The sequence below is a fragment of the Streptococcus oralis SK610 genome, assembly GCF_000257455.1.
GTDB classification, from domain to species: Bacteria; Bacillota; Bacilli; order Lactobacillales; family Streptococcaceae; genus Streptococcus; species Streptococcus oralis_CB.
This window is the reverse complement of sequence record NZ_AJKQ01000006.1, coordinates 84,935-107,071: the sequence shown is the minus strand read 5'-3', so window position 1 is coordinate 107,071 and position 22,137 is coordinate 84,935. Positions and strand designations below refer to the sequence as shown.

The following is a 22,137-nucleotide window of genomic DNA, read 5'->3' as shown; positions in this document are numbered from 1 at the left end:
GAGGAAATATCGTGGGAATTCGTGTTTATAAACCAACAACAAACGGTCGCCGTAATATGACTTCTTTGGATTTCGCTGAAATCACAACAAGCACTCCTGAAAAATCATTGCTTGTTGCATTGAAGAGCAAGGCTGGTCGTAACAACAACGGTCGTATCACAGTTCGTCACCAAGGTGGTGGACACAAACGTTTCTACCGTTTGGTTGACTTCAAACGTAACAAAGACAACGTTGAAGCTGTTGTTAAAACAATCGAGTACGATCCAAACCGTTCTGCAAACATCGCTCTTGTACACTACACTGACGGTGTGAAAGCATACATCATCGCTCCAAAAGGTCTTGAAGTTGGTCAACGCATCGTTTCAGGTCCAGAAGCAGATATCAAAGTCGGAAACGCTCTTCCGCTTGCTAACATCCCAGTTGGTACTTTGATCCACAACATCGAGTTGAAACCAGGTCGTGGTGGAGAATTGGTGCGTGCAGCTGGAGCTTCTGCTCAAGTATTGGGTCAAGAAGGTAAATATGTTCTTGTTCGTCTTCAATCTGGCGAAGTACGTATGATCCTTGGAACTTGTCGTGCTACAGTTGGTGTTGTCGGAAACGAACAACATGGACTTGTAAACCTAGGTAAAGCAGGACGTAGCCGTTGGAAAGGCATCCGCCCAACAGTTCGTGGTTCTGTAATGAACCCTAACGATCACCCACACGGTGGTGGTGAAGGTAAAGCACCAGTTGGTCGTAAAGCGCCATCTACTCCATGGGGCAAACCTGCTCTTGGTCTTAAAACTCGTAACAAGAAAGCGAAATCTGACAAACTTATCGTTCGTCGTCGCAACGAGAAATAATTTAAAACTAGTCGCATAAGCGCTAGATAATCCGCCAGCTCGGTAGCGCTCCATGTGAGCGCAAGCCGCTGTGGTACAACATTTAAAGGAGAAAAAATAAAATGGGACGCAGTCTTAAAAAAGGACCTTTCGTCGATGAGCATTTGATGAAAAAAGTTGAAGCTCAAGCTAACGACGAAAAGAAAAAAGTTATCAAAACTTGGTCACGTCGTTCAACGATTTTCCCAAGTTTCATTGGTTACACTATTGCAGTTTATGACGGACGTAAACACGTACCTGTTTACATCCAAGAAGACATGGTAGGTCACAAACTTGGTGAATTTGCACCAACTCGTACTTACAAAGGTCACGCTGCAGACGACAAGAAAACACGTAGAAAATAAGGAGAACATAAATGGCAGAAATTACTTCAGCTAAAGCAATGGCTCGTACAGTACGTGTTTCACCTCGTAAATCACGTCTTGTTCTTGACAACATCCGTGGTAAAAGCGTAGCCGATGCTATTGCAATCTTGACATTCACTCCAAACAAAGCTGCTGAAATCATCTTGAAAGTTTTGAACTCAGCTGTAGCTAACGCTGAAAACAACTTTGGTTTGGATAAAGCTAACTTGGTAGTATCTGAAGCATTCGCAAACGAAGGACCAACTATGAAACGTTTCCGTCCGCGTGCGAAAGGTTCAGCTTCACCAATCAACAAACGTACAGCTCACATCACTGTGGCTGTTGCAGAAAAATAAGGAGGTAACATCGTGGGTCAAAAAGTACATCCAATTGGTATGCGTGTCGGCATCATCCGTGATTGGGATGCCAAATGGTATGCTGAAAAAGAATACGCGGATTACCTTCATGAAGATCTTGCAATCCGTAAATTCGTTCAAAAAGAATTGGCTGACGCAGCAGTTTCAACTATCGAAATTGAACGCGCAGTAAACAAAGTTAACGTTTCACTTCACACTGCAAAACCAGGTATGGTTATCGGTAAAGGTGGTGCTAACGTTGATGCACTCCGTGCAAAACTTAACAAATTGACTGGAAAACAAGTACACATCAACATCATCGAAATCAAACAACCTGATTTGGATGCTCACCTTGTAGGTGAAGGAATTGCTCGTCAATTGGAGCAACGTGTCGCTTTCCGTCGTGCACAAAAACAAGCAATCCAACGTGCAATGCGTGCTGGAGCTAAAGGAATTAAAACTCAAGTATCAGGTCGTTTGAACGGTGCAGATATCGCCCGTGCGGAAGGATACTCTGAAGGAACTGTTCCACTTCACACACTTCGTGCAGATATCGATTACGCTTGGGAAGAAGCAGATACTACATACGGTAAACTTGGTGTTAAAGTATGGATCTACCGTGGTGAAGTTCTTCCAGCTCGTAAAAACACTAAAGGAGGTAAATAACCAATGTTAGTACCTAAACGTGTTAAACACCGTCGTGAATTCCGTGGAAAAATGCGCGGTGAAGCAAAAGGTGGAAAAGAAGTAGCATTCGGTGAATACGGTCTTCAAGCTACAACTAGCCACTGGATCACTAACCGCCAAATCGAAGCTGCTCGTATCGCCATGACTCGTTACATGAAACGTGGTGGTAAAGTTTGGATTAAAATCTTCCCACACAAATCATACACTGCTAAAGCTATCGGTGTGCGTATGGGATCTGGTAAAGGGGCACCTGAAGGTTGGGTAGCACCAGTTAAACGTGGTAAAGTGATGTTTGAAATCGCTGGTGTATCTGAAGAAATCGCTCGCGAAGCGCTTCGTCTTGCAAGCCACAAATTGCCAGTTAAATGTAAATTCGTAAAACGTGAAGCAGAATAAGGAGAAGGCATGAAACTTAATGAAGTAAAAGAATTTGTTAAAGAACTTCGTGGTCTTTCTCAAGAAGAACTCGCGAAGCGCGAAAACGAATTGAAAAAAGAATTGTTTGAACTTCGTTTCCAAGCTGCTACTGGTCAATTGGAACAAACAGCTCGCTTGAAAGAAGTTAAAAAACAAATCGCTCGTATCAAAACAGTTCAATCTGAAGCGAAATAATAGACTAGGGAAGGAGAAATTTCAATGGAACGCAATAATCGTAAAGTTCTTGTTGGACGTGTTGTATCTGACAAAATGGACAAGACAATCACAGTTGTAGTTGAAACAAAACGTAACCACCCAGTCTATGGTAAACGTATTAACTACTCTAAGAAATACAAAGCACATGATGAAAACAATGTTGCCAAAGAAGGCGATATCGTACGTATCATGGAAACTCGTCCGCTTTCAGCTACAAAACGTTTCCGTCTTGTAGAAGTTGTTGAAGAAGCGGTCATCATCTAATCAAACCTGAAAGGAGAAAACTGAAATGATTCAAACAGAAACTCGTTTGAAAGTCGCGGACAACAGCGGTGCGCGCGAAATCTTGACTATCAAAGTTCTTGGTGGTTCAGGACGTAAATTTGCAAACATCGGTGATGTTATCGTGGCATCTGTAAAACAAGCTACTCCTGGTGGTGCGGTTAAAAAAGGTGACGTTGTAAAAGCTGTTATCGTTCGTACTAAATCAGGTGCTCGTCGTGCTGATGGTTCATACATCAAATTTGACGAAAATGCAGCAGTTATCATCCGTGAAGACAAAACTCCTCGCGGAACACGTATCTTTGGCCCAGTTGCACGTGAATTGCGTGAAGGTGGCTTCATGAAGATCGTGTCACTTGCTCCAGAAGTACTTTAATTGGTTGCTCAAAGAAAATTAAAACAAGTCTAGGAAGTAAGACGAAAGCATAACTTAAGTTAGGTGAGTTGAAACTGACGAAGGATTGCTTTGATTTTCGCAGAGCAAAAACAAACAAACTAGTCCCCTAGCTTAATGCTAGGGTGCCCTTATGGGCGTAAGAAAAATCAAGGAGAAACCTAATGTTTGTAAAAAAAGGCGACAAAGTTCGCGTAATCGCTGGTAAAGATAAGGGAACAGAAGCTGTTGTCCTTACTGCCCTTCCAAAAGTAAACAAAGTTATCGTTGAAGGTGTTAACATCGTTAAGAAACACCAACGTCCAACTAACGAGCTTCCTCAAGGTGGTATCATCGAGAAAGAAGCAGCTATCCACGTATCAAACGTTCAAGTTTTGGACAAAAATGGTGTAGCTGGTCGTGTTGGTTACAAATTTGTAGACGGTAAAAAAGTTCGCTACAACAAAAAATCAGGCGAAGTGCTTGATTAATCACGAAGGAAAGGAGAAGTATAATGGCAAATCGTTTAAAAGAAAAATATCTTAATGAAGTAGTTCCTGCTTTGACAGAACAATTCAACTACTCATCAGTGATGGCTGTGCCTAAAGTAGATAAGATCGTTTTGAACATGGGTGTTGGTGAAGCTGTATCAAACGCTAAAAGCCTTGAAAAAGCTGCTGAAGAATTGGCACTTATCTCAGGTCAAAAACCACTTATCACTAAAGCTAAAAAATCAATCGCCGGCTTCCGTCTTCGTGAAGGTGTAGCGATTGGTGCAAAAGTTACCCTTCGTGGTGAACGTATGTACGAATTCTTGGACAAATTGGTTTCAGTTTCACTTCCACGTGTGCGTGACTTCCACGGTGTTCCAACAAAATCATTTGATGGACGCGGAAACTACACTCTTGGTGTGAAAGAACAATTGATCTTCCCAGAAATTAACTTCGATGACGTCGACAAAACTCGTGGTCTTGACATCGTTATCGTAACAACTGCTAACACTGACGAAGAGTCACGTGCATTGCTTACAGGCCTTGGAATGCCTTTTGCAAAATAATATAGGAGGTAAATCTAATGGCTAAAAAATCAATGATTGCTAAGAACAAACGTCCAGCGAAGTTCTCTACTCAAGCTTATACTCGTTGTGAAAAATGTGGTCGTCCACATTCAGTTTACCGCAAATTTAAACTTTGCCGTGTTTGCTTCCGTGAATTAGCTTACAAAGGACAAATTCCTGGTGTAACAAAAGCATCTTGGTAATTTAAGATATCAAGGGCGTCAAAACTCTAAGTGAAAATAGGAACCTTGACGAAGAAACTGAAGTTTCTAGGAAAGGTTATCTTTTTCACACCGAGTTTAGCCCGGGTTCAGTTGGCTTTGCCAATTTGAACACGAGCTACAGCTTTGGCAAAAAAGACCAATTTGCTTTGGAGCATCGCTCCTGCATCAAATTGCCTATTTTTGCTCTAGCTGTTACGCTCTTTGTATCATGTATTAACTAGCAAGTGCAACTTGCAAACTACTAGTAAGAGGAGAAAAACAAAATGGTTATGACTGACCCAATCGCAGACTTCCTAACTCGTATTCGTAACGCTAACCAAGCGAAACACGAAGTACTTGAAGTACCTGCATCAAACATCAAAAAAGGGATTGCTGAAATCCTTAAACGCGAAGGTTTTGTTAAGAACGTAGAAATCATCGAAGATGACAAACAAGGCATCATCCGTGTATTCCTTAAATACGGACCAAACGGTGAAAAAGTTATCACTAACTTGAAACGTGTTTCTAAACCAGGACTTCGTGTCTACAAAAAACGTGAAGATCTTCCAAAAGTTCTTAACGGACTTGGAATTGCTATCCTTTCAACTTCTGAAGGTTTGCTTACTGATAAAGAAGCTCGCCAAAAGAACGTTGGTGGAGAAGTTATCGCTTACGTTTGGTAAAATCAAGATACAAAGAGCGTCATGGGCAATGTGAAAATAGGAAATCTGACAAAGAGTGTTAACACTCTAGGAAGATTTGTCTTTTTCACACAGACCATAGCTCGTGTTCAATTTAGCTGATTTACTGATCAGCTAAATAGAGAGTAAATTAGTTTAGGAGAAAAAGATGAAAGCTACTGAATTGAATGAAAAACTTATTGTTGCAGAAGACGCTTTGGCTGAATTGTCAAAAGATGACCTTGTATCTCTTTTATGTGAAATTGGTTATAGTCCTGCGGCTATTGATGTATTGACAGAATATCAGGAGTTTGTCAAAGCTTTTCGAAAGAAACTAGGTTTGCTCTAATCCGAATGCCCCCCGTGAAAACTGGCCGTTCTGGCCTGACAATTTAACAGGAGAAAATAAACATGTCACGTATTGGTAATAAAGTTATCGTGTTGCCTGCTGGTGTTGAAATCACTAACAATGACAACGTTGTAACTGTAAAAGGACCTAAAGGAGAACTTACTCGTGAGTTCTCAAAAGATATTGAAATTCGTGTGGAAGGTACTGAAGTAACTCTTCACCGTCCAAACGATTCAAAAGAAATGAAAACAATCCACGGAACCACTCGTGCCCTTTTGAACAACATGGTTGTTGGTGTATCAGAAGGATTCAAGAAAGAACTTGAAATGCGCGGGGTTGGTTACCGTGCACAACTTCAAGGATCTAAACTTGTTTTGGCTGTTGGTAAATCTCATCCAGACGAAGTTGAAGCTCCAGAAGGAATTACTTTTGAACTTCCAAACCCAACAACAATCGTTGTTAGCGGAATTTCAAAAGAAGTAGTTGGTCAAACAGCTGCTTACGTACGTAGCCTTCGTTCACCAGAACCATATAAAGGTAAAGGTATCCGTTACGTTGGTGAATTCGTTCGCCGTAAAGAAGGTAAAACAGGTAAATAATGTTGAGTGGTTGATTTTTAACCACCAACCTATTTTCCAACTTAGTGCATAGCACACGATTTAAAACTAAAGAGGTGAAAACTGTGATTTCTAAACCAGATAAAAACAAACTCCGCCAAAAACGCCACCGTCGCGTTCGCGGAAAACTCTCTGGAACTGCTGATCGCCCACGTTTGAACGTATTCCGTTCTAATACAGGCATCTACGCTCAAGTGATTGATGACGTAGCGGGTGTAACGCTCGCAAGTGCTTCAACTCTTGACAAAGAAGTTTCAAAAGGAACTAAAACTGAACAAGCCGTTGCTGTCGGTAAACTCGTTGCAGAACGTGCAAACGCTAAAGGTATTTCAGAAGTGGTGTTCGACCGCGGTGGATATCTATATCACGGACGTGTGAAAGCTTTGGCTGATGCAGCTCGTGAAAACGGATTGAAATTCTAATAGGAGGACACTAGAAAATGGCATTTAAAGACAATGCAGTTGAATTAGAAGAACGCGTAGTTGCTGTCAACCGTGTTACAAAAGTTGTTAAAGGTGGACGTCGTCTTCGTTTCGCAGCTCTTGTTGTTGTTGGTGACCACAACGGTCGCGTAGGATTTGGTACTGGTAAAGCTCAAGAAGTTCCAGAAGCAATCCGCAAAGCAGTAGAAGATGCTAAGAAAAACTTGATTGAAGTTCCTATGGTTGGAACAACAATCCCACACGAAGTTCTTTCAGAATTCGGTGGAGCTAAAGTATTGTTGAAACCTGCTGTAGAAGGTTCTGGGGTTGCCGCTGGTGGTGCAGTTCGTGCCGTTGTGGAATTGGCAGGTGTGGCAGATATTACATCTAAATCACTTGGTTCTAACACTCCAATCAACATTGTTCGCGCAACTGTTGAAGGTTTGAAACAATTGAAACGCGCTGAAGAAGTTGCTGCCCTTCGTGGTATCTCAGTTTCTGATTTGGCATAAGAAAGGGGATAAAATGGCTCAAATTAAAATTACTTTGACTAAGTCTCCAATCGGACGCATTCCATCACAACGTAAAACTGTTGTAGCACTTGGACTTGGCAAATTGAACAGCTCTGTTATCAAAGAAGACAACGCAGCTATCCGTGGTATGATCACTGCAGTATCTCACTTGGTAACAGTTGAAGAAGTAAACTAATGAATTTTTAGGGGATGTGGCAATACTCATCCCCTAAAACTAGGTATAGTCATCTTAGATGACGATGTATAGGCGAGTTGATAAGGGAGACAACCTTTTCTCTCTTATCGGCGCTAGCATTTTACAAAAGAGGAGAAAATAATAATGAAACTTCATGAATTGAAACCTGCAGAAGGTTCTCGTAAAGTACGTAACCGTGTTGGTCGTGGTACTTCATCAGGTAACGGTAAAACATCTGGTCGCGGTCAAAAAGGTCAAAAAGCTCGTAGCGGTGGCGGAGTTCGCCTTGGTTTTGAAGGAGGACAAACTCCATTGTTCCGTCGTCTTCCAAAACGTGGATTCACTAACATCAACGCTAAAGAATACGCAATTGTAAACCTTGACCAATTGAACGTCTTTGAAGACGGTGCAGAAGTAACTCCAGTTGTGCTTATCGAAGCAGGAATTGTGAAAGCTGAAAAATCAGGAGTTAAAATTCTTGGTAACGGTGAGTTGACTAAGAAATTGACTGTGAAAGCAGCTAAATTCTCTAAATCAGCTGAGGAAGCTATCACTGCTAAAGGTGGTTCTGTAGAAGTCATCTAAGAGAGGTGACCCATGTTTTTTAAATTACTAAAAGAAGCGCTCAAGGTTAAACAAGTTCGATCAAAAATTCTCTTTACAATTTTTATCATTCTTGTTTTCCGTATTGGGACAAGTATCACTGTTCCAGGTGTGAATGCAAAAAGTTTAGAAGCTCTCAGCGGTTTATCTTTCTTGAACATGCTTAGTCTTGTTTCAGGGAATGCCATGAAGAACTTCTCCGTTTTTGCACTCGGAGTAAGTCCGTATATCACTGCTTCAATCGTTGTTCAATTGCTACAAATGGATATTTTACCGAAGTTTGTAGAATGGGGCAAACAAGGGGAAGTAGGACGGAGAAAACTAAACCAAGCTACTCGTTATATTGCACTTGTGCTTGCATTTGTTCAATCTATCGGGATTACAGCAGGATTTAATACTCTATCTGGAGCGAAATTATTAACGACAGCTTTAACTCCACAAGTTTTTGTTACTATCGGTATTATCCTTACAGCAGGTAGTATGATTGTAACTTGGCTCGGGGAACAAATTACAGATAAAGGATACGGAAACGGTGTTTCTATGATTATCTTTGCAGGTATTGTTGCTTCAATTCCTGAGATGATTAAAGGCATTTATGTTGACTACTTCGTCAATATTCCAAGTAGCCGTTTGACTTCATCTATTATCTTTGTCGTTATTTTGATTATCGCTGTCTTGTTGATTGTTTACTTTACAACCTTTGTTCAACAGGCAGAATATAAAATTCCAATCCAATATACAAAAGTTGCTCAAGGAGCCCCATCAAGCTCATACCTTCCATTGAAGGTAAACCCAGCGGGGGTTATCCCAGTTATCTTTGCAAGTTCAATTACAGCAGCACCTGCAGCCATTCTTCAGTTTTTGAGTGCTACAGGTCACGATTGGGCATGGGTACGGACAGCACAGGAAATGTTATCTACAACATCTCCGACAGGTGTTGCTATGTATGCCTTGTTAATTATTCTCTTTACATTCTTCTATACATTTGTACAGATCAATCCAGAGAAAGCAGCAGAAAACTTGCAAAAGAGTGGAGCCTACATTCATGGTGTCCGTCCTGGTAAGGGTACTGAAGAGTTCATGTCGAAACTTCTTCGTCGCCTTGCGACTGTCGGATCAATCTTCCTTGGTGTGATTTCAATCTTGCCGATTGTGGCAAAAGATGTCTTTGGTCTTTCAGAAGCTGTTGCTTTTGGGGGAACTAGTCTTTTGATCATTATCTCAACTGGTATTGAAGGAATCAAACAGCTTGAAGGTTACCTATTGAAACGTAAGTATGTTGGTTTCATGGACAAAACAGAATAAAAGCAAAAATACTTTTGCTTAGAGAGTGGAGTATGAAGGTCTATCTATCAGAGAGATTTTCGTCTCCCCTCTTCTATTTTGTTTTTAAATAGGGGTTGAAGGAGATTTCAGCGTCTATTTAAATACAAAATAAGGAGATCCTATCATGAATCTTTTGATTATGGGCTTACCTGGAGCAGGTAAGGGAACGCAAGCAGCTAAAATTGTGGAGCAATTCCACGTGGCACACATTTCAACTGGAGATATGTTCCGTGCTGCTATGGCAAATCAAACTGAAATGGGTGTACTTGCCAAGTCATACATCGACAAAGGTGAGTTGGTTCCAGATGAAGTTACAAATGGAATTGTTAAAGAACGCCTTTCTCAGGACGACATCAAGGAAACAGGTTTCTTGTTGGATGGTTACCCACGTACGATTGAACAAGCGCATGCCTTGGACAAAACATTGGCGGAACTTGGTATCGAACTGGAAGGTGTGATCAACATCGAAGTGAACCCAGACTGTCTCTTGGAACGTTTGAGTGGCCGCATCATCCACCGCGAAACAGGTGAAACCTTCCACAAAGTTTTCAACCCACCAGTTGACTACAAAGAAGAAGATTACTACCAACGCGAAGATGACAAACCGGAGACAGTGAAGCGTCGTTTGGATGTTAATATCGCTCAAGGTGAACCAATCATTGCTCACTACCGTGCCAAAGGTTTGGTCCACGATATCGAAGGAAATCAAGATATCAATGATGTGTTCAAAGACATCGAAAAAGTATTGACAAATTTGAAATAAAGCGTTTTTCACACTTGCAAAAAATCGCTACAAATGTTATACTGAGATAGTCTGACTTATAATTGTTGTCTCTATGTTTAGAGGCATCAAATCGAAATTTATGGAGGTGCTTTTGCGTGGCAAAAGACGATGTGATTGAAGTTGAAGGCAAAGTAGTTGATACAATGCCTAACGCAATGTTTACGGTTGAACTTGAAAATGGACATCAGATTTTAGCAACAGTTTCTGGTAAAATTCGTAAAAACTATATTCGTATTTTAGCGGGAGATCGTGTTACTGTCGAGATGAGTCCATATGACTTGACACGTGGACGTATCACTTACCGCTTTAAATAATCGAAAAACTTGGAGGGATAAGAAATGAAAGTAAGACCATCGGTCAAACCAATTTGCGAATACTGTAAAGTAATTCGTCGTAATGGTCGTGTTATGGTAATTTGCCCAGCAAATCCAAAACACAAACAACGTCAAGGATAAGATAGAAAGGAGAAAACATGGCTCGTATTGCTGGAGTTGACATTCCAAATGACAAACGCGTAGTAATCTCATTGACTTACGTTTATGGTATCGGACTTGCAACATCTAAGAAAATTTTGGCTGCTGCTGGAATCTCAGAAGATGTTCGTGTACGTGACCTTACATCAGATCAAGAAGATGCTATTCGTCGTGAAGTGGATGCAATCAAAGTTGAAGGTGACCTTCGTCGTGAAGTAAACTTGAACATCAAACGTTTGATGGAAATCGGTTCTTACCGTGGTATTCGTCACCGTCGTGGACTTCCTGTCCGTGGACAAAACACTAAAAACAACGCTCGCACTCGTAAAGGTAAAGCTGTTGCGATTGCTGGTAAGAAAAAATAATATAGGAGGTAAAAGTCTTGGCTAAACCAACACGTAAACGTCGTGTGAAAAAGAATATCGAATCTGGTATTGCTCATATTCACGCTACATTTAATAACACTATTGTTATGATTACTGATGTGCATGGTAATGCAATTGCTTGGTCATCAGCTGGTGCTCTTGGTTTCAAAGGTTCTCGTAAATCTACACCATTCGCTGCTCAAATGGCTTCTGAAGCTGCTGCTAAATCTGCACAAGAACACGGTCTTAAATCAGTTGAAGTTACTGTAAAAGGTCCAGGTTCTGGTCGTGAGTCAGCTATTCGTGCGCTTGCTGCCGCTGGTCTTGAAGTAACAGCAATTCGTGATGTGACTCCAGTGCCACACAATGGTGCTCGTCCTCCAAAACGTCGCCGTGTATAATCATCGCATTACACTGCTTTTCGTTTAAGAGGGAGTAACTAAATGATTGAGTTTGAAAAACCAAATATAACAAAAATTGATGAAAATAAAGATTATGGCAAGTTTGTAATCGAACCACTTGAACGTGGCTACGGTACAACTCTTGGTAACTCTCTTCGTCGTGTACTACTAGCTTCTCTACCAGGAGCAGCAGTGACATCTATCAACATTGAAGGTGTCTTGCATGAGTTCGACACAGTTCCAGGTGTTCGTGAAGACGTGATGCAAATCATTCTGAACATTAAAGGGATTGCAGTAAAATCATACGTTGAAGACGAAAAAATCATTGAGCTTGACGTTGAAGGTCCTGCTGAAATTACAGCTGGAGACATTTTGACTGACAGTGATATTGAGATTGTAAATCCAGATCATTATCTCTTTACAATCGGTGAAGGTTCTTCTCTAAAAGCGACAATGACTGTTAACAGTGGTCGTGGATATGTACCTGCTGATGAAAACAAAAAAGATAATGCACCAGTTGGAACACTTGCTGTAGATTCTATTTATACACCAGTTACAAAAGTCAACTATCAAGTTGAACCTGCTCGTGTAGGTAGCAATGATGGATTTGACAAATTAACCCTTGAAATCTTGACTAATGGAACAATTATTCCTGAAGATGCTTTAGGGCTTTCAGCACGTATCTTGACAGAACATCTTGATTTGTTTACAAATCTTACTGAGATTGCTAAGTCAACTGAAGTGATGAAAGAAGCTGATACTGAATCTGACGATCGTATTTTGGATCGTACGATTGAGGAACTGGACTTGTCTGTGCGTTCATACAACTGTTTGAAACGTGCCGGTATCAACACTGTGCATGATTTGACAGAAAAATCTGAAGCAGAGATGATGAAAGTACGAAATCTTGGACGCAAGAGTTTGGAAGAAGTGAAACTCAAACTCATTGATTTGGGTCTTGGATTAAAAGATAAATAAAGGAGGAATACATGGCTTACCGTAAACTAGGACGCACTAGCTCACAACGTAAAGCAATGCTTCGCGATTTGACAACTGACCTTTTGATCAACGAATCAATCGTGACAACTGAAGCTCGTGCTAAAGAAATCCGTAAAACTGTTGAAAAAATGATTACTCTAGGTAAACGTGGTGATTTGCATGCACGTCGTCAAGCAGCTGCTTTTGTACGTAATGAAATCGCATCTGAAAACTATGATGAAGCAACTGATAAGTACACTTCTACTACAGCACTTCAAAAATTGTTCTCAGAAATCGCACCTCGTTATGCTGAACGTAACGGTGGATACACTCGTATCCTTAAAACTGAACCACGTCGTGGTGATGCTGCGCCAATGGCGATCATCGAATTAGTATAAAATCATCAATTTTGTTGAGTGTTATGATGATGGAGTCTTGTGCTCTTAGTCTAGCTCTGGTCTACCGCTGGGACTTCGGTCCTAGCGGGAACACTCATCATCATTTGATAGGGTAGACGCTTGTTTACGAAATTGTTTTTTCTTAAGAACAACTTCGTAAGCAGGCGTTTTTTAGTATTTTTTACGGAAATATGCTATACTAAGGAAAAAGAAAATCAAAAACGTTCAGGTTTTCTAATAATCGTAGAAATGGGGTATAAGAATGAAGGCTATTATTACAGTGGTTGGTAAGGATAAGGCTGGGATCGTTGCAGGCGTGTCTACTAAGATTGCAGAGTTGGGTTTGAATATTGACGATATTTCCCAGACGGTGTTGGATGAATACTTTACCATGATGGCGGTCGTTTCTAGTGATGAAAAACAGGATTTCACTTATCTGCGAAATGAGTTTGAAACGTTCGGTCAGACCTTGAATGTTAAAATCAATATTCAAAGTGCAGCGATTTTTGATGCTATGTACAATATCTAGGAGGTGGCTATGGATATTAGACAAGTTACGGAAACCATTGCCATGATCGAGGAGCAAAACTTCGATATCAGAACCATCACCATGGGCATCTCCCTTTTGGACTGTATTGATCCAGATATTGAACGTGCTGCTGAAAAGATTTATCAAAAAATCACCACTAAAGCCGCAAATCTAGTGGCTGTAGGAGACGAAATTGCTGCAGAACTAGGGATTCCTATTGTCAATAAACGGGTATCGGTGACTCCGATTTCTTTAATTGGTGCTGCGACTGATGCGACTGACTATGTCGTTTTGGCAAAGGCTCTTGATAAGGCTGCCAAGGAGATTGGTGTTGACTTTATTGGTGGATTCTCAGCTTTGGTACAAAAAGGCTACCAAAAAGGAGATGAAATTCTCATCAATTCGATCCCTCGTGCTCTAGCTGAGACAGACAAGGTCTGTTCGTCTGTCAATATTGGCTCAACCAAGTCAGGCATCAACATGACTGCAGTTGCAGATATGGGACGTATCATCAAGGAAACAGCGAACTTATCAGATATGGGTGCTGCCAAATTGGTCGTATTTGCTAACGCTGTTGAGGACAATCCTTTTATGGCGGGGGCCTTCCATGGTGTCGGTGAAGCAGATGTCATCATCAATGTTGGTGTTTCAGGTCCTGGTGTTGTCAAACGCGCCTTGGAGAAAGTTCGTGGTCAGAGTTTTGATGTAGTAGCGGAAACAGTCAAGAAAACAGCCTTCAAGATTACTCGTATCGGTCAGCTGGTTGGGCAAATGACGAGTGAACGCCTTGGTGTTGACTTTGGGATTGTAGACCTAAGTTTGGCACCAACTCCTGCAGTTGGAGACTCAGTGGCTCGAGTACTGGAGGAGATGGGCTTGGAAACAGTTGGTACCCATGGAACAACAGCAGCGCTTGCCTTGCTCAATGACCAAGTTAAGAAGGGCGGAGTGATGGCTTGTAACCAAGTCGGTGGCTTGTCAGGTGCTTTTATCCCCGTTTCTGAGGATGAGGGGATGATTGCTGCGGTGCAAGATGGCTCTCTGAATTTAGAGAAACTAGAGGCTATGACAGCTATCTGTTCTGTTGGACTGGATATGATTGCCATTCCAGAAGATACGCCTGCTGAAACCATTGCAGCTATGATTGCGGATGAGGCGGCAATCGGTGTTATTAACATGAAAACAACGGCTGTTCGTATCATTCCAAAGGGCAAAGAAGGCGATATGATTGAGTTTGGTGGCTTGCTAGGGACAGCTCCAGTTATGAAGGTCAACGGTGCTTCGTCTGTTGATTTCATTTCTCGCGGTGGGCAAATCCCAGCTCCAATCCATAGTTTTAAAAATTAATAAAAAAGCGAGAGGATTTAAGTTGAGTTTAAGGATGACTGTGTATACTATAATCATTAAATAAAGACCTCCTAACTTTATTTAATAGAAATCCTAAACTTTTTCATAATAATCTCCTAGGGAAGCTACCATGAGGGTAGCTTTTCTTTTGGATAATTTACAAATGTTGGCTTCGCTTTTGAAAGCCAAATATTTCTTTGATCCATGATATAATAGAAGAAAATGGAGGATAGAAAATGTCTAAAGTAAGATTGTACTTGGTCCGTCATGGGAAAACGATGTTTAACACAATTGGACGTGCTCAAGGATGGAGTGATACACCTCTGACTGCAGAAGGTGAGTTGGGAATCCATGAACTGGGAATTGGCTTGAGAGAGTCTGGCTTGCAGTTTGACCGCGCTTATTCCAGTGATTCAGGTCGCACTATTCAAACCATGGGAATTATCCTAGAAGAACTTGGCCTGCAGGGGAAAATCCCTTACCGCATGGACAAGCGAATCCGTGAGTGGTGCTTTGGTAGTTTTGATGGGGCCTATGATGGGGACCTCTTTATGGGCTTGATTCCGAGAATTTTCAATGTAGACCATGTTCATCAGTTGTCCTATGCAGAGCTAGCAGAAGGTCTAGTTGAGGTTGATACTGCAGGCTGGGCTGAAGGTTGGGAAAAACTCAGTGGTCGAATCAAGGAAGGCTTTGAGTCGATTGCCAAAGAAATGGAAGAGCAAGGTGGTGGGAATGCCCTTGTTGTCAGCCACGGGATGACCATTGGAACCATTGTTTACCTGATCAACGGGATGCATCCGCATGGTCTGGATAATGGCAGTGTGACCATCCTTGAATATGAGGATGGCCAGTTTAGTGTAGAAGTTGTTGGCGACCGTAGCTATCGAGAACTGGGACGTGAGAAGATGGAAGAGACAAATAATCAATAGAAGTTAGCTCCGATTAGGAGCTAACTTTTTTTCCTGTTAAATAAGTTGGATTTGCGACCCAGTATTTCTTGTTATCCCAGTCTAAAAGAACATTTCTCGTCTTTCAAATTCCCCCAAAAATGGTATAATAGTAACATCATAAAATTGGAGAGAGACCATGAGTTTTTACAATCATAAAGAAATTGAGCCTAAGTGGCAGGGCTACTGGGCAGAACATCATACATTTAAGACAGGAACAGATGCATCAAAACCGAAGTTTTATGCTCTCGATATGTTCCCATATCCTTCAGGAGCTGGATTGCACGTAGGACACCCAGAAGGTTATACAGCAACCGATATCCTCAGCCGTTACAAACGTGCGCAAGGATACAACGTCCTTCACCCAATGGGATGGGATGCCTTTGGTTTGCCAGCTGAGCAATACGCTATGGATACGGGAAATGACCCGGCAGAATTTACAGCGGAAAATATTGCTAACTTCAAACGTCAAATCAATGCGCTTGGATTCTCTTACGACTGGGAGCGTGAAGTTAACACAACAGATCCAAATTACTACAAGTGGACACAATGGATTTTCACTAAGCTTTACGAAAAAGGCTTAGCTTATGAAGCGGAAGTGCCAGTAAACTGGGTTGAAGAGTTGGGAACAGCCATCGCTAATGAAGAAGTACTTCCTGACGGAACTTCTGAACGTGGGGGCTATCCCGTTGTCCGCAAACCGATGCGTCAATGGATGCTCAAAATCACGGCCTATGCAGAGCGCTTGCTTAATGACTTGGATGAGTTGGATTGGCCAGAGTCTATCAAGGACATGCAACGCAACTGGATCGGGAAATCAACTGGTGCCAATGTCACCTTTAAAGTGAAAGGGACTGACAAGGAATTTACCGTCTTTACCACTCGTCCTGATACTCTTTTCGGTGCAACCTTCACAGTCTTGGCTCCTGAGCATGACTTGGTAGATGCTATCACAAGTCCAGAGCAAGCTGAGGCAGTAGCTGACTACAAACACCAAGCTAGTCTCAAGTCTGACTTGGCTCGTACCGATCTTGCCAAGGAAAAAACAGGGGTTTGGACGGGCGCTTATGCCATCAACCCTGTCAATGGCAAAGAAATCCCAATTTGGATCGCTGACTATGTTCTTGCGAGCTATGGAACAGGTGCTGTTATGGCTGTTCCTGCCCATGACCAACGTGACTGGGAATTTGCCAAACAGTTTGGTCTTCCAATCGTAGAAGTGCTTGAAGGTGGTAACGTTGAAGAAGCTGCCTATACTGAAGATGGTCTTCATGTCAATTCAGACTTCCTAGATGGACTGAACAAAGAAGAAGCGATTGCTAAGATTGTGGCTTGGTTGGAAGAGAAAGGTTGTGGACAAGAGAAGGTTACCTACCGTCTCCGCGACTGGCTCTTTAGCCGTCAACGTTACTGGGGTGAGCCAATCCCAATCATTCATTGGGAAGATGGGACTTCAACAGCTGTTCCTGAAAGTGAATTGCCACTTGTCTTGCCAGTCACCAAGGATATCCGCCCTTCAGGTACTGGGGAAAGCCCATTGGCTAACTTGACCGACTGGCTTGAAGTGACGCGTGAAGATGGTGTTAAAGGTCGTCGTGAAACCAACACCATGCCACAATGGGCTGGTTCAAGTTGGTACTACCTCCGCTATATCGATCCACACAATACTGAGAAATTGGCTGATGAGGACCTCCTCAAACAATGGTTGCCAGTAGATATCTACGTAGGTGGTGCGGAGCATGCCGTTCTTCACTTGCTTTACGCTCGTTTCTGGCACAAATTCCTCTATGACCTCGGTGTTGTTCCGACTAAGGAACCATTCCAAAAACTCTTTAACCAAGGAATGATTTTGGGAACAAGCTACCGTGACCACCGTGGAGCTCTTGTAGCGACTGATAAGGTTGAAAAACGTGACGGTTCTTTCTTCCATGTGGAAACAGGAGAAGAGTTGGAGCAAGCACCAGCCAAGATGTCTAAATCGCTCAAGAACGTTGTTAACCCAGACGATGTGGTGGAACAATATGGTGCCGATACCCTTCGTGTTTATGAAATGTTCATGGGGCCACTTGACGCTTCCATCGCTTGGTCTGAGGAAGGTCTGGAAGGAAGCCGTAAATTCCTTGACCGTGTTTACCGTTTGATTACAAGTAAAGAAATTGTCGCGGAAAATAATGGTGCTCTTGACAAGGTCTACAATGAAACAGTCAAATCTGTCACTGAGCAAATCGAATCCATGAAATTCAACACAGCCATTGCCCAACTTATGGTCTTTGTCAACGCTGCTAATAAGGTAGACAAACTCTATGTGGACTATGCCAAAGGCTTTATCCAATTGATTGCCCCATTTGCACCTCATTTGGCAGAAGAACTCTGGCAAACTGTTGCTACAACAGGTGAATCCATCTCTTACGTAGCTTGGCCAACATGGGACGAAAGCAAATTGGTTGAAGACGAAATCGAAATTGTCGTCCAAATTAAAGGAAAAGTTCGTGCCAAACTCATGGTCGCGAAGGACCTTTCACGCGAAGAATTACAAGAAATTGCTCTCGCTGACGAAAAACTCAAAGCGGAGATTGACGGTAAGGAAATCGTGAAAGTGATTGCGGTACCTAACAAACTGGTCAATATTGTTGTAAAATAAAAATGAATCCTTCAGAGTAGAATCTGGAGGATTTTTAAATTGGATTATGCTATAATAGTCCCAACTAAGATAAAAACACAGTTCTGGTTGGTAGTCCAGACGTAGGCAAGCCTATCAGTAACCTTCCTCCTTGGTTGTCCATTCTTAGGGATAGATTTAAGGAGGTGCTGTCGTGGAAATCGTTTCAATTGGCTTGACAGTTTATTTTGAAGATGGATTTTGGCATGGATTGTTTGAACAAGAGTATGAGGGAACTTATCAAGTTTGTCGAGTGACATTTGGTCAGGAACCAAAAGAGGATGAAATTTTGAAACTTTTACAGACTCAGTTTGCTCGGTTATCTTTTAGTCCAGAGGCGACAGTCAAACAGCATGTGAAGATTAAGAATCCGAAGCGTCTGCAGCGAGCTGTAAAGAAACAGGTGAAGCAGAAAGTTTCTTCTAAGTCACAAGAGCTCTTACAGTTGCAGTACGAGGAACGAAAAAAGCATTCAAAACAACAGTCTAGTCTCCAAAAGCAATTGCTCAAGCAAGAGAAATTTGAACGCAAACAGCAAAAACGTAAAGAGAAGCACAAAGGGCACTAGTGACTCTCTCTTTCATAAAATAGAACAGCTCTTCTTGGATAACAAGAGCTGTTTTTGCTTGTATTGAAGATTTCTTTCCTAATAGATAGACTTATCGTTAATGGCAGTTTCAAATTCAGGACCATACTTGCTTACTTCAAATTTAATCCTGCCCCATTCAGCATTTTCATTTTACTAGAAGGGTGTGTGTGCCATGATTTCTGATTCATTTTTTATTGTTTGGTTTAGCGAGAACAATATTATTGACTCCTGGATTTTTCTGCCGGATGCTATAAAATGCCTCTTTTATAGCGCATGTTTAAAAATATAATGTATGGTTGTAAGTGATTTTAAACTTCCTCTAGTGATTCGATAGGAGAAAAACGAGCCTGCTCTACTTTAATTTAACCCCCATTATTTTACCACTTGGCCTTTCATTTTAACTGCTTATCTCAAAAGTCGATTTTTCTTTCATTCTTTTTGTTAAACTAGTGTGGTTAAGAGGAGGAAAAAATATGATTTTACAAGCTAAACATTTGACTAAACGGTACGGCAATCATATGGCTGTTGATGATATTCAGTTAGAGTTTGAAAAAGGAAGTTTCAATGCTATTTTGGGACCCAATGGTGCAGGGAAATCAACCACCATTTCCATGTTAATCGGTTTGAAAAATCCGACACAAGGTCAGATTCGATATGCGCCAAATACGAAAATCGGAGTGGTTTTTCAAGCTAGTGTACTGGATGAGATGTTGACGGTTAGGGAAAATCTCACGATTCGTGCTCAACAGTATAAGGAGATTGCGGCAAGTCGTGTGGATGATTTGATTCATCAACTGGGTTTGACTGCTTTCCAGAAACAACTATATGGGACTTTGTCAGGTGGGCAAAAACGTCGGGTTGATATTGCGCGTGCTCTTCTTTCGCGACCAGATATTCTTTTCTTGGATGAACCAACGACAGGTCTTGATATTCAAACTCGCAAATCCATCTGGGATCTACTGTATCGACTACAAAAGGATGAAGGGATGACTATTATCTTAACGACTCATTATCTGGATGAAGCAGATGAAGCGGATCAGATCTATATCGTTGATCATGGGAAAGTGATTGCGCAAGGTTCTGCGACTGCTATTAAAAGTCAGTATGCATCTAATATTTTAAAAATTCGTTTTAAGGAAATGAAGGATTTAGAAAAGCTGCTACAGACTGGAATGACAGTCGAGGAAGAAAATGAGATGGAATATCTTTTTTATCCAAGTACGTCACAGGAGGCCATTGAATATTTGACAAAAGTTCGAGAAGAAATTGATTCTTTTGAGTTTCGTCCGGGTACTATGGATGATGCCTTTATTGCACTTACAGGAAGAGAGGTTCGCTAATGATAGCTTTATTGAAACGGAATTTTATCTTATATTTTCGTAATCGTTCGGGAGTATTTTTCTCATTATTGGGGGCATTGATTTCCTTCCTCCTTTATATCATTTTTTTGCAGAAGAATTTGACGGATTCTTGGTCCCAACTCCCTAATAGTACGAACCTTTTAAATAACTGGCTGATGGGTGGGACCTTGGCTGTGACTGGGATGACAACCAGTTTTACGGCTCTTAAACAAATGGTTCAGGACCGCGAAAATCAAGTGGATCAAGATCTCTTCTTGACTGATTTAGGTAACTGGGGCTTACAGGCATCCTATCTAATCAGTAGTATTGTCATTTCTTTTGTCATGCAGGTGTTTATGTATGCTGTTATGAGTTTTTATTTTAAAGAGAGCCCAGTTATCAGCTATTTACCGGAAATCGCTTTGATTATGTTGTTAAGCAGTCTGCTTTCAAGTCTGGTAAATGTTCTCTTGATTTACCGTTTTCAATCTGTAGATAGCCTTGGTAAACTGGCAACGATAGTGGGAACTGCCTCTGGATTTTTAGTAGGAACTTATATCCCCATTGGAGTACTACCTGATTCTGCACAGCTTTTCATGAAATGTACCCCTGCAACTTATATTGCTTCTCTCTATCGACAAGTCTTGATGAAAGAGCGATTAGAGATCGCATTTTCAGGAAATAACAGTCTGTTACAGGAATTTCAAGAAAAAATGGGAATCCAAATCAACTGGCAAGAACTATTGACAAAGGAAGAAACATACTTTATAGTGGTTATTATCAGTCTCGTCGCTATTCTTCTTTGGATGTTATTTGTTAAAGTGTTTAGCAAGAGAAAATAAAGATGTATTGGAGAGAAAATGAAGATTCGTTTTGAAATGAAGACAGAGTTTTCAGAAAAAGACCCACACATTTTAATTCAGGCGGCTCAGTTAACCGACCAAGCAAGAGAGGTCATGGAGTATTTAGAACAATTTTCAACGACCAATCAGGTGGTCATTCCTATTCGAACGGATGATCATCTGCTTATGGTGAAAATTGAGGATCTTATTCTAGCAGATATCGATAAGAATTTGTTGACCATTTATACGGTAGATGGGATTTATAAAACTAAGGAAACATTGACAAACTTTCAGAATCGAATTAATCGGCGTAACTTTATACAGATATCGCGTCATTCAGTCATAAACATTGACCATTTAGAGTCATTATCGGATAGCTTTTCAGGGAACATGATGGCTAAGATGACTCGGGGTCTCAAATCGAGTGTGAGTCGGAAATACGTTAAGTCCTTAATGGATTATCTAGGTTTATAGGAGAAAATCATGAAGCGATTGATTGCTTATTTTGTATCGGGAATGCGTACGGCCTCCTTTGTTTATTTGAGTTTGGTGTTATTGGCTCAGTTTTATTCAGGTATTACCTATCCTGCACCAACGACAAAAAATATTCTAGCTTTGTTTTTGATGAGTGGAATTATGGGGGTATTGACCTTAATCCTTGAAAGGCTAGAGTTTCTTGCTTATAGTATGCGTGTAGGAGTTCATTTGTTAGCGACAGCTACTATTTTAGTATTAACCTACCTATTTTTTGGCTGGGGTTCGGCATTGTTGAGTCCCTTGCTTTGGTTCTTTTTCTTATTAATTTATGGACTGATATGGTTGTACCAGATCTGGCAAACTCACAAGCTCACCCAACGAATTAATCAAGCCTTAGAAGATAAAAGAAAGAAAACGAATCACTAATGTAGTGTTGAGGATGAGGTTTGAGGAGAGTGTTAGTTTCCATTTAGAGTAATTT

35 protein-coding genes are annotated in these 22,137 nt (G+C 41.3%); all 35 read left to right on the top strand.

Annotation, left to right across the window (positions count from 1 at the left end; all coding sequences use genetic code 11):
• Positions 1-11 precede the first annotated feature (11 nt).
• The 35 genes from rplB to HMPREF1115_RS03940 all read left to right on the top strand — a co-directional run bounded on the left by rplB (position 12) and on the right by HMPREF1115_RS03940 (position 22,082).
• Positions 12-845 carry a 50S ribosomal protein L2 gene (rplB, locus tag HMPREF1115_RS04110; protein WP_000512910.1) on the top strand — a complete coding sequence of 278 codons (834 nt, stop codon included), beginning with the start codon at positions 12-14 and terminating at the stop codon, positions 843-845.
• A 101-nt stretch (positions 846-946) separates the two neighbouring features.
• Positions 947-1,228 carry a 30S ribosomal protein S19 gene (rpsS, locus tag HMPREF1115_RS04105; RefSeq protein ID WP_000533766.1) on the top strand — a complete coding sequence of 94 codons (282 nt, stop codon included), beginning with the start codon at positions 947-949 and terminating at the stop codon, positions 1,226-1,228.
• Between the two features lie 11 nt (positions 1,229-1,239).
• Complete coding sequence (rplV, locus tag HMPREF1115_RS04100; protein ID WP_000818137.1) at positions 1,240-1,584, top strand: 50S ribosomal protein L22; 345 nt, start codon at positions 1,240-1,242, stop codon at positions 1,582-1,584.
• 12 nt (positions 1,585-1,596) lie between these two features.
• Positions 1,597-2,250 (top strand): 30S ribosomal protein S3, encoded by a 654-nt coding sequence (gene rpsC / locus HMPREF1115_RS04095; protein ID WP_000529936.1) that lies wholly within the window; start codon positions 1,597-1,599, stop codon positions 2,248-2,250.
• Between the two features lie 3 nt (positions 2,251-2,253).
• Positions 2,254-2,667 (top strand): 50S ribosomal protein L16, encoded by a 414-nt coding sequence (gene rplP, locus HMPREF1115_RS04090; protein ID WP_000960946.1) that lies wholly within the window; start codon positions 2,254-2,256, stop codon positions 2,665-2,667.
• A 9-nt stretch (positions 2,668-2,676) separates the two neighbouring features.
• A complete protein-coding gene (gene rpmC / locus HMPREF1115_RS04085; protein WP_000772918.1) occupies positions 2,677-2,883 on the top strand; it encodes a 50S ribosomal protein L29 in 207 nt (68 codons plus the stop codon).
• A 24-nt stretch (positions 2,884-2,907) separates the two neighbouring features.
• Complete coding sequence (gene rpsQ, locus HMPREF1115_RS04080) at positions 2,908-3,168, top strand: 30S ribosomal protein S17 (protein WP_000440801.1); 261 nt, start codon at positions 2,908-2,910, stop codon at positions 3,166-3,168.
• 25 nt (positions 3,169-3,193) lie between these two features.
• Positions 3,194-3,562: a 50S ribosomal protein L14 gene (rplN, locus tag HMPREF1115_RS04075; RefSeq protein ID WP_000616545.1), complete on the top strand. Its 369-nt coding sequence runs from the start codon at positions 3,194-3,196 to the stop codon at positions 3,560-3,562.
• A 182-nt stretch (positions 3,563-3,744) separates the two neighbouring features.
• A complete protein-coding gene (gene rplX, locus HMPREF1115_RS04070; RefSeq protein ID WP_000497691.1) occupies positions 3,745-4,050 on the top strand; it encodes a 50S ribosomal protein L24 in 306 nt (101 codons plus the stop codon).
• A 23-nt stretch (positions 4,051-4,073) separates the two neighbouring features.
• On the top strand, positions 4,074-4,616 hold the full coding sequence (gene rplE, locus HMPREF1115_RS04065) for a 50S ribosomal protein L5 (RefSeq protein ID WP_000013542.1): 543 nt from the start codon (positions 4,074-4,076) through the stop codon (positions 4,614-4,616).
• Between the two features lie 17 nt (positions 4,617-4,633).
• Positions 4,634-4,819 (top strand): type Z 30S ribosomal protein S14, encoded by a 186-nt coding sequence (locus HMPREF1115_RS04060; protein ID WP_001085697.1) that lies wholly within the window; start codon positions 4,634-4,636, stop codon positions 4,817-4,819.
• A 284-nt stretch (positions 4,820-5,103) separates the two neighbouring features.
• The gene (gene rpsH, locus HMPREF1115_RS04055) at positions 5,104-5,502 is read left to right on the top strand and encodes a 30S ribosomal protein S8 (protein ID WP_000245504.1); all 399 of its coding nucleotides are present in this window, start codon (positions 5,104-5,106) and stop codon (positions 5,500-5,502) included.
• 166 nt (positions 5,503-5,668) lie between these two features.
• Positions 5,669-5,848, top strand: coding sequence for a hypothetical protein (locus tag HMPREF1115_RS04050; RefSeq protein WP_000648250.1), 180 nt, complete (start codon positions 5,669-5,671; stop codon positions 5,846-5,848).
• A gap of 62 nt (positions 5,849-5,910) precedes the next feature.
• On the top strand, positions 5,911-6,447 hold the full coding sequence (gene rplF / locus HMPREF1115_RS04045) for a 50S ribosomal protein L6 (protein ID WP_000086626.1): 537 nt from the start codon (positions 5,911-5,913) through the stop codon (positions 6,445-6,447).
• Between the two features lie 83 nt (positions 6,448-6,530).
• A complete protein-coding gene (rplR, locus tag HMPREF1115_RS04040; RefSeq protein ID WP_000624044.1) occupies positions 6,531-6,887 on the top strand; it encodes a 50S ribosomal protein L18 in 357 nt (118 codons plus the stop codon).
• Between the two features lie 17 nt (positions 6,888-6,904).
• A complete protein-coding gene (rpsE, locus tag HMPREF1115_RS04035; protein ID WP_000874204.1) occupies positions 6,905-7,399 on the top strand; it encodes a 30S ribosomal protein S5 in 495 nt (164 codons plus the stop codon).
• A gap of 13 nt (positions 7,400-7,412) precedes the next feature.
• Positions 7,413-7,595 (top strand): 50S ribosomal protein L30, encoded by a 183-nt coding sequence (gene rpmD, locus HMPREF1115_RS04030; RefSeq protein ID WP_000057241.1) that lies wholly within the window; start codon positions 7,413-7,415, stop codon positions 7,593-7,595.
• 144 nt (positions 7,596-7,739) lie between these two features.
• Entirely contained in the window at positions 7,740-8,180 is a 441-nt protein-coding gene (rplO, locus tag HMPREF1115_RS04025; protein ID WP_000766089.1) for a 50S ribosomal protein L15, read from the top strand.
• 12 nt (positions 8,181-8,192) lie between these two features.
• Positions 8,193-9,503 (top strand): preprotein translocase subunit SecY, encoded by a 1,311-nt coding sequence (gene secY / locus HMPREF1115_RS04020; RefSeq protein ID WP_000465385.1) that lies wholly within the window; start codon positions 8,193-8,195, stop codon positions 9,501-9,503.
• Between the two features lie 145 nt (positions 9,504-9,648).
• Positions 9,649-10,287 carry an adenylate kinase gene (locus HMPREF1115_RS04015; RefSeq protein ID WP_001050433.1) on the top strand — a complete coding sequence of 213 codons (639 nt, stop codon included), beginning with the start codon at positions 9,649-9,651 and terminating at the stop codon, positions 10,285-10,287.
• A gap of 116 nt (positions 10,288-10,403) precedes the next feature.
• Complete coding sequence (gene infA, locus HMPREF1115_RS04010; protein WP_001029883.1) at positions 10,404-10,622, top strand: translation initiation factor IF-1; 219 nt, start codon at positions 10,404-10,406, stop codon at positions 10,620-10,622.
• 24 nt (positions 10,623-10,646) lie between these two features.
• Entirely contained in the window at positions 10,647-10,763 is a 117-nt protein-coding gene (rpmJ, locus tag HMPREF1115_RS04005; protein ID WP_001808836.1) for a 50S ribosomal protein L36, read from the top strand.
• A gap of 17 nt (positions 10,764-10,780) precedes the next feature.
• Complete coding sequence (gene rpsM, locus HMPREF1115_RS04000; protein WP_000090781.1) at positions 10,781-11,146, top strand: 30S ribosomal protein S13; 366 nt, start codon at positions 10,781-10,783, stop codon at positions 11,144-11,146.
• A 17-nt stretch (positions 11,147-11,163) separates the two neighbouring features.
• Entirely contained in the window at positions 11,164-11,547 is a 384-nt protein-coding gene (rpsK, locus tag HMPREF1115_RS03995; RefSeq protein WP_001118385.1) for a 30S ribosomal protein S11, read from the top strand.
• Positions 11,548-11,589: 42 nt separating this feature from the next.
• The gene (locus HMPREF1115_RS03990; RefSeq protein WP_000568993.1) at positions 11,590-12,525 is read left to right on the top strand and encodes a DNA-directed RNA polymerase subunit alpha; all 936 of its coding nucleotides are present in this window, start codon (positions 11,590-11,592) and stop codon (positions 12,523-12,525) included.
• Between the two features lie 11 nt (positions 12,526-12,536).
• Complete coding sequence (gene rplQ / locus HMPREF1115_RS03985; protein WP_000331493.1) at positions 12,537-12,923, top strand: 50S ribosomal protein L17; 387 nt, start codon at positions 12,537-12,539, stop codon at positions 12,921-12,923.
• A gap of 262 nt (positions 12,924-13,185) precedes the next feature.
• A complete protein-coding gene (locus HMPREF1115_RS03980; protein WP_000644111.1) occupies positions 13,186-13,452 on the top strand; it encodes an ACT domain-containing protein in 267 nt (88 codons plus the stop codon).
• A 9-nt stretch (positions 13,453-13,461) separates the two neighbouring features.
• Positions 13,462-14,799: a PFL family protein gene (locus HMPREF1115_RS03975; RefSeq protein ID WP_000354875.1), complete on the top strand. Its 1,338-nt coding sequence runs from the start codon at positions 13,462-13,464 to the stop codon at positions 14,797-14,799.
• Between the two features lie 236 nt (positions 14,800-15,035).
• Positions 15,036-15,731, top strand: coding sequence for a histidine phosphatase family protein (locus tag HMPREF1115_RS03970; RefSeq protein ID WP_000049284.1), 696 nt, complete (start codon positions 15,036-15,038; stop codon positions 15,729-15,731).
• A 157-nt stretch (positions 15,732-15,888) separates the two neighbouring features.
• The gene (gene leuS / locus HMPREF1115_RS03965; protein WP_000011776.1) at positions 15,889-18,390 is read left to right on the top strand and encodes a leucine--tRNA ligase; all 2,502 of its coding nucleotides are present in this window, start codon (positions 15,889-15,891) and stop codon (positions 18,388-18,390) included.
• 172 nt (positions 18,391-18,562) lie between these two features.
• Positions 18,563-18,976 carry a YjdF family protein gene (locus HMPREF1115_RS03960; RefSeq protein WP_000407101.1) on the top strand — a complete coding sequence of 138 codons (414 nt, stop codon included), beginning with the start codon at positions 18,563-18,565 and terminating at the stop codon, positions 18,974-18,976.
• 494 nt (positions 18,977-19,470) lie between these two features.
• The gene (locus HMPREF1115_RS03955) at positions 19,471-20,337 is read left to right on the top strand and encodes an ABC transporter ATP-binding protein (RefSeq protein WP_000602881.1); all 867 of its coding nucleotides are present in this window, start codon (positions 19,471-19,473) and stop codon (positions 20,335-20,337) included.
• Positions 20,337-21,179, top strand: a complete 843-nt coding sequence (locus HMPREF1115_RS03950; protein WP_000561017.1) for an ABC transporter permease — start codon at positions 20,337-20,339, stop codon at positions 21,177-21,179. Before HMPREF1115_RS03955 ends, HMPREF1115_RS03950 begins: the two co-directional genes overlap by 1 nt.
• Before the next feature lie 18 nt (positions 21,180-21,197).
• The gene (locus tag HMPREF1115_RS03945; protein WP_000701935.1) at positions 21,198-21,653 is read left to right on the top strand and encodes a LytTR family DNA-binding domain-containing protein; all 456 of its coding nucleotides are present in this window, start codon (positions 21,198-21,200) and stop codon (positions 21,651-21,653) included.
• A gap of 9 nt (positions 21,654-21,662) precedes the next feature.
• Positions 21,663-22,082 carry a DUF3021 domain-containing protein gene (locus HMPREF1115_RS03940; RefSeq protein WP_000825486.1) on the top strand — a complete coding sequence of 140 codons (420 nt, stop codon included), beginning with the start codon at positions 21,663-21,665 and terminating at the stop codon, positions 22,080-22,082.
• Positions 22,083-22,137 lie beyond the last annotated feature (55 nt).

What these genes read in the sequence shown, in the direction of transcription:
- rplE (WP_000013542.1), top strand. Translation starts at nt 4,074, where the DNA reads ATGGCAAATCGTTTAAAAGAAAAATATCTTAATGAAGTAGTTCCTGCT.
- HMPREF1115_RS03955 (WP_000602881.1), top strand. Translation starts at nt 19,471, where the DNA reads ATGATTTTACAAGCTAAACATTTGACTAAACGGTACGGCAATCATATG.
- HMPREF1115_RS03975 (WP_000354875.1), top strand. Translation starts at nt 13,462, where the DNA reads ATGGATATTAGACAAGTTACGGAAACCATTGCCATGATCGAGGAGCAA.
- rpmD (WP_000057241.1), top strand. Translation starts at nt 7,413, where the DNA reads ATGGCTCAAATTAAAATTACTTTGACTAAGTCTCCAATCGGACGCATT.
- rpsE (WP_000874204.1), top strand. Translation starts at nt 6,905, where the DNA reads ATGGCATTTAAAGACAATGCAGTTGAATTAGAAGAACGCGTAGTTGCT.
- rpsH (WP_000245504.1), top strand. Translation starts at nt 5,104, where the DNA reads ATGGTTATGACTGACCCAATCGCAGACTTCCTAACTCGTATTCGTAAC.
- rpsM (WP_000090781.1), top strand. Translation starts at nt 10,781, where the DNA reads ATGGCTCGTATTGCTGGAGTTGACATTCCAAATGACAAACGCGTAGTA.
- HMPREF1115_RS03990 (WP_000568993.1), top strand. Translation starts at nt 11,590, where the DNA reads ATGATTGAGTTTGAAAAACCAAATATAACAAAAATTGATGAAAATAAA.
- leuS (WP_000011776.1), top strand. Translation starts at nt 15,889, where the DNA reads ATGAGTTTTTACAATCATAAAGAAATTGAGCCTAAGTGGCAGGGCTAC.
- rpsS (WP_000533766.1), top strand. Translation starts at nt 947, where the DNA reads ATGGGACGCAGTCTTAAAAAAGGACCTTTCGTCGATGAGCATTTGATG.
- rpmJ (WP_001808836.1), top strand. Translation starts at nt 10,647, where the DNA reads ATGAAAGTAAGACCATCGGTCAAACCAATTTGCGAATACTGTAAAGTA.
- HMPREF1115_RS03940 (WP_000825486.1), top strand. Translation starts at nt 21,663, where the DNA reads ATGAAGCGATTGATTGCTTATTTTGTATCGGGAATGCGTACGGCCTCC.
- rplQ (WP_000331493.1), top strand. Translation starts at nt 12,537, where the DNA reads ATGGCTTACCGTAAACTAGGACGCACTAGCTCACAACGTAAAGCAATG.
- rplO (WP_000766089.1), top strand. Translation starts at nt 7,740, where the DNA reads ATGAAACTTCATGAATTGAAACCTGCAGAAGGTTCTCGTAAAGTACGT.
- HMPREF1115_RS04050 (WP_000648250.1), top strand. Translation starts at nt 5,669, where the DNA reads ATGAAAGCTACTGAATTGAATGAAAAACTTATTGTTGCAGAAGACGCT.
- rplN (WP_000616545.1), top strand. Translation starts at nt 3,194, where the DNA reads ATGATTCAAACAGAAACTCGTTTGAAAGTCGCGGACAACAGCGGTGCG.
- HMPREF1115_RS04015 (WP_001050433.1), top strand. Translation starts at nt 9,649, where the DNA reads ATGAATCTTTTGATTATGGGCTTACCTGGAGCAGGTAAGGGAACGCAA.
- rplF (WP_000086626.1), top strand. Translation starts at nt 5,911, where the DNA reads ATGTCACGTATTGGTAATAAAGTTATCGTGTTGCCTGCTGGTGTTGAA.
- HMPREF1115_RS04060 (WP_001085697.1), top strand. Translation starts at nt 4,634, where the DNA reads ATGGCTAAAAAATCAATGATTGCTAAGAACAAACGTCCAGCGAAGTTC.
- rplX (WP_000497691.1), top strand. Translation starts at nt 3,745, where the DNA reads ATGTTTGTAAAAAAAGGCGACAAAGTTCGCGTAATCGCTGGTAAAGAT.
- HMPREF1115_RS03970 (WP_000049284.1), top strand. Translation starts at nt 15,036, where the DNA reads ATGTCTAAAGTAAGATTGTACTTGGTCCGTCATGGGAAAACGATGTTT.
- HMPREF1115_RS03980 (WP_000644111.1), top strand. Translation starts at nt 13,186, where the DNA reads ATGAAGGCTATTATTACAGTGGTTGGTAAGGATAAGGCTGGGATCGTT.
- rpsQ (WP_000440801.1), top strand. Translation starts at nt 2,908, where the DNA reads ATGGAACGCAATAATCGTAAAGTTCTTGTTGGACGTGTTGTATCTGAC.
- secY (WP_000465385.1), top strand. Translation starts at nt 8,193, where the DNA reads ATGTTTTTTAAATTACTAAAAGAAGCGCTCAAGGTTAAACAAGTTCGA.
- HMPREF1115_RS03945 (WP_000701935.1), top strand. Translation starts at nt 21,198, where the DNA reads ATGAAGATTCGTTTTGAAATGAAGACAGAGTTTTCAGAAAAAGACCCA.
- rplV (WP_000818137.1), top strand. Translation starts at nt 1,240, where the DNA reads ATGGCAGAAATTACTTCAGCTAAAGCAATGGCTCGTACAGTACGTGTT.
- HMPREF1115_RS03950 (WP_000561017.1), top strand. Translation starts at nt 20,337, where the DNA reads ATGATAGCTTTATTGAAACGGAATTTTATCTTATATTTTCGTAATCGT.
- rpmC (WP_000772918.1), top strand. Translation starts at nt 2,677, where the DNA reads ATGAAACTTAATGAAGTAAAAGAATTTGTTAAAGAACTTCGTGGTCTT.
- rplP (WP_000960946.1), top strand. Translation starts at nt 2,254, where the DNA reads ATGTTAGTACCTAAACGTGTTAAACACCGTCGTGAATTCCGTGGAAAA.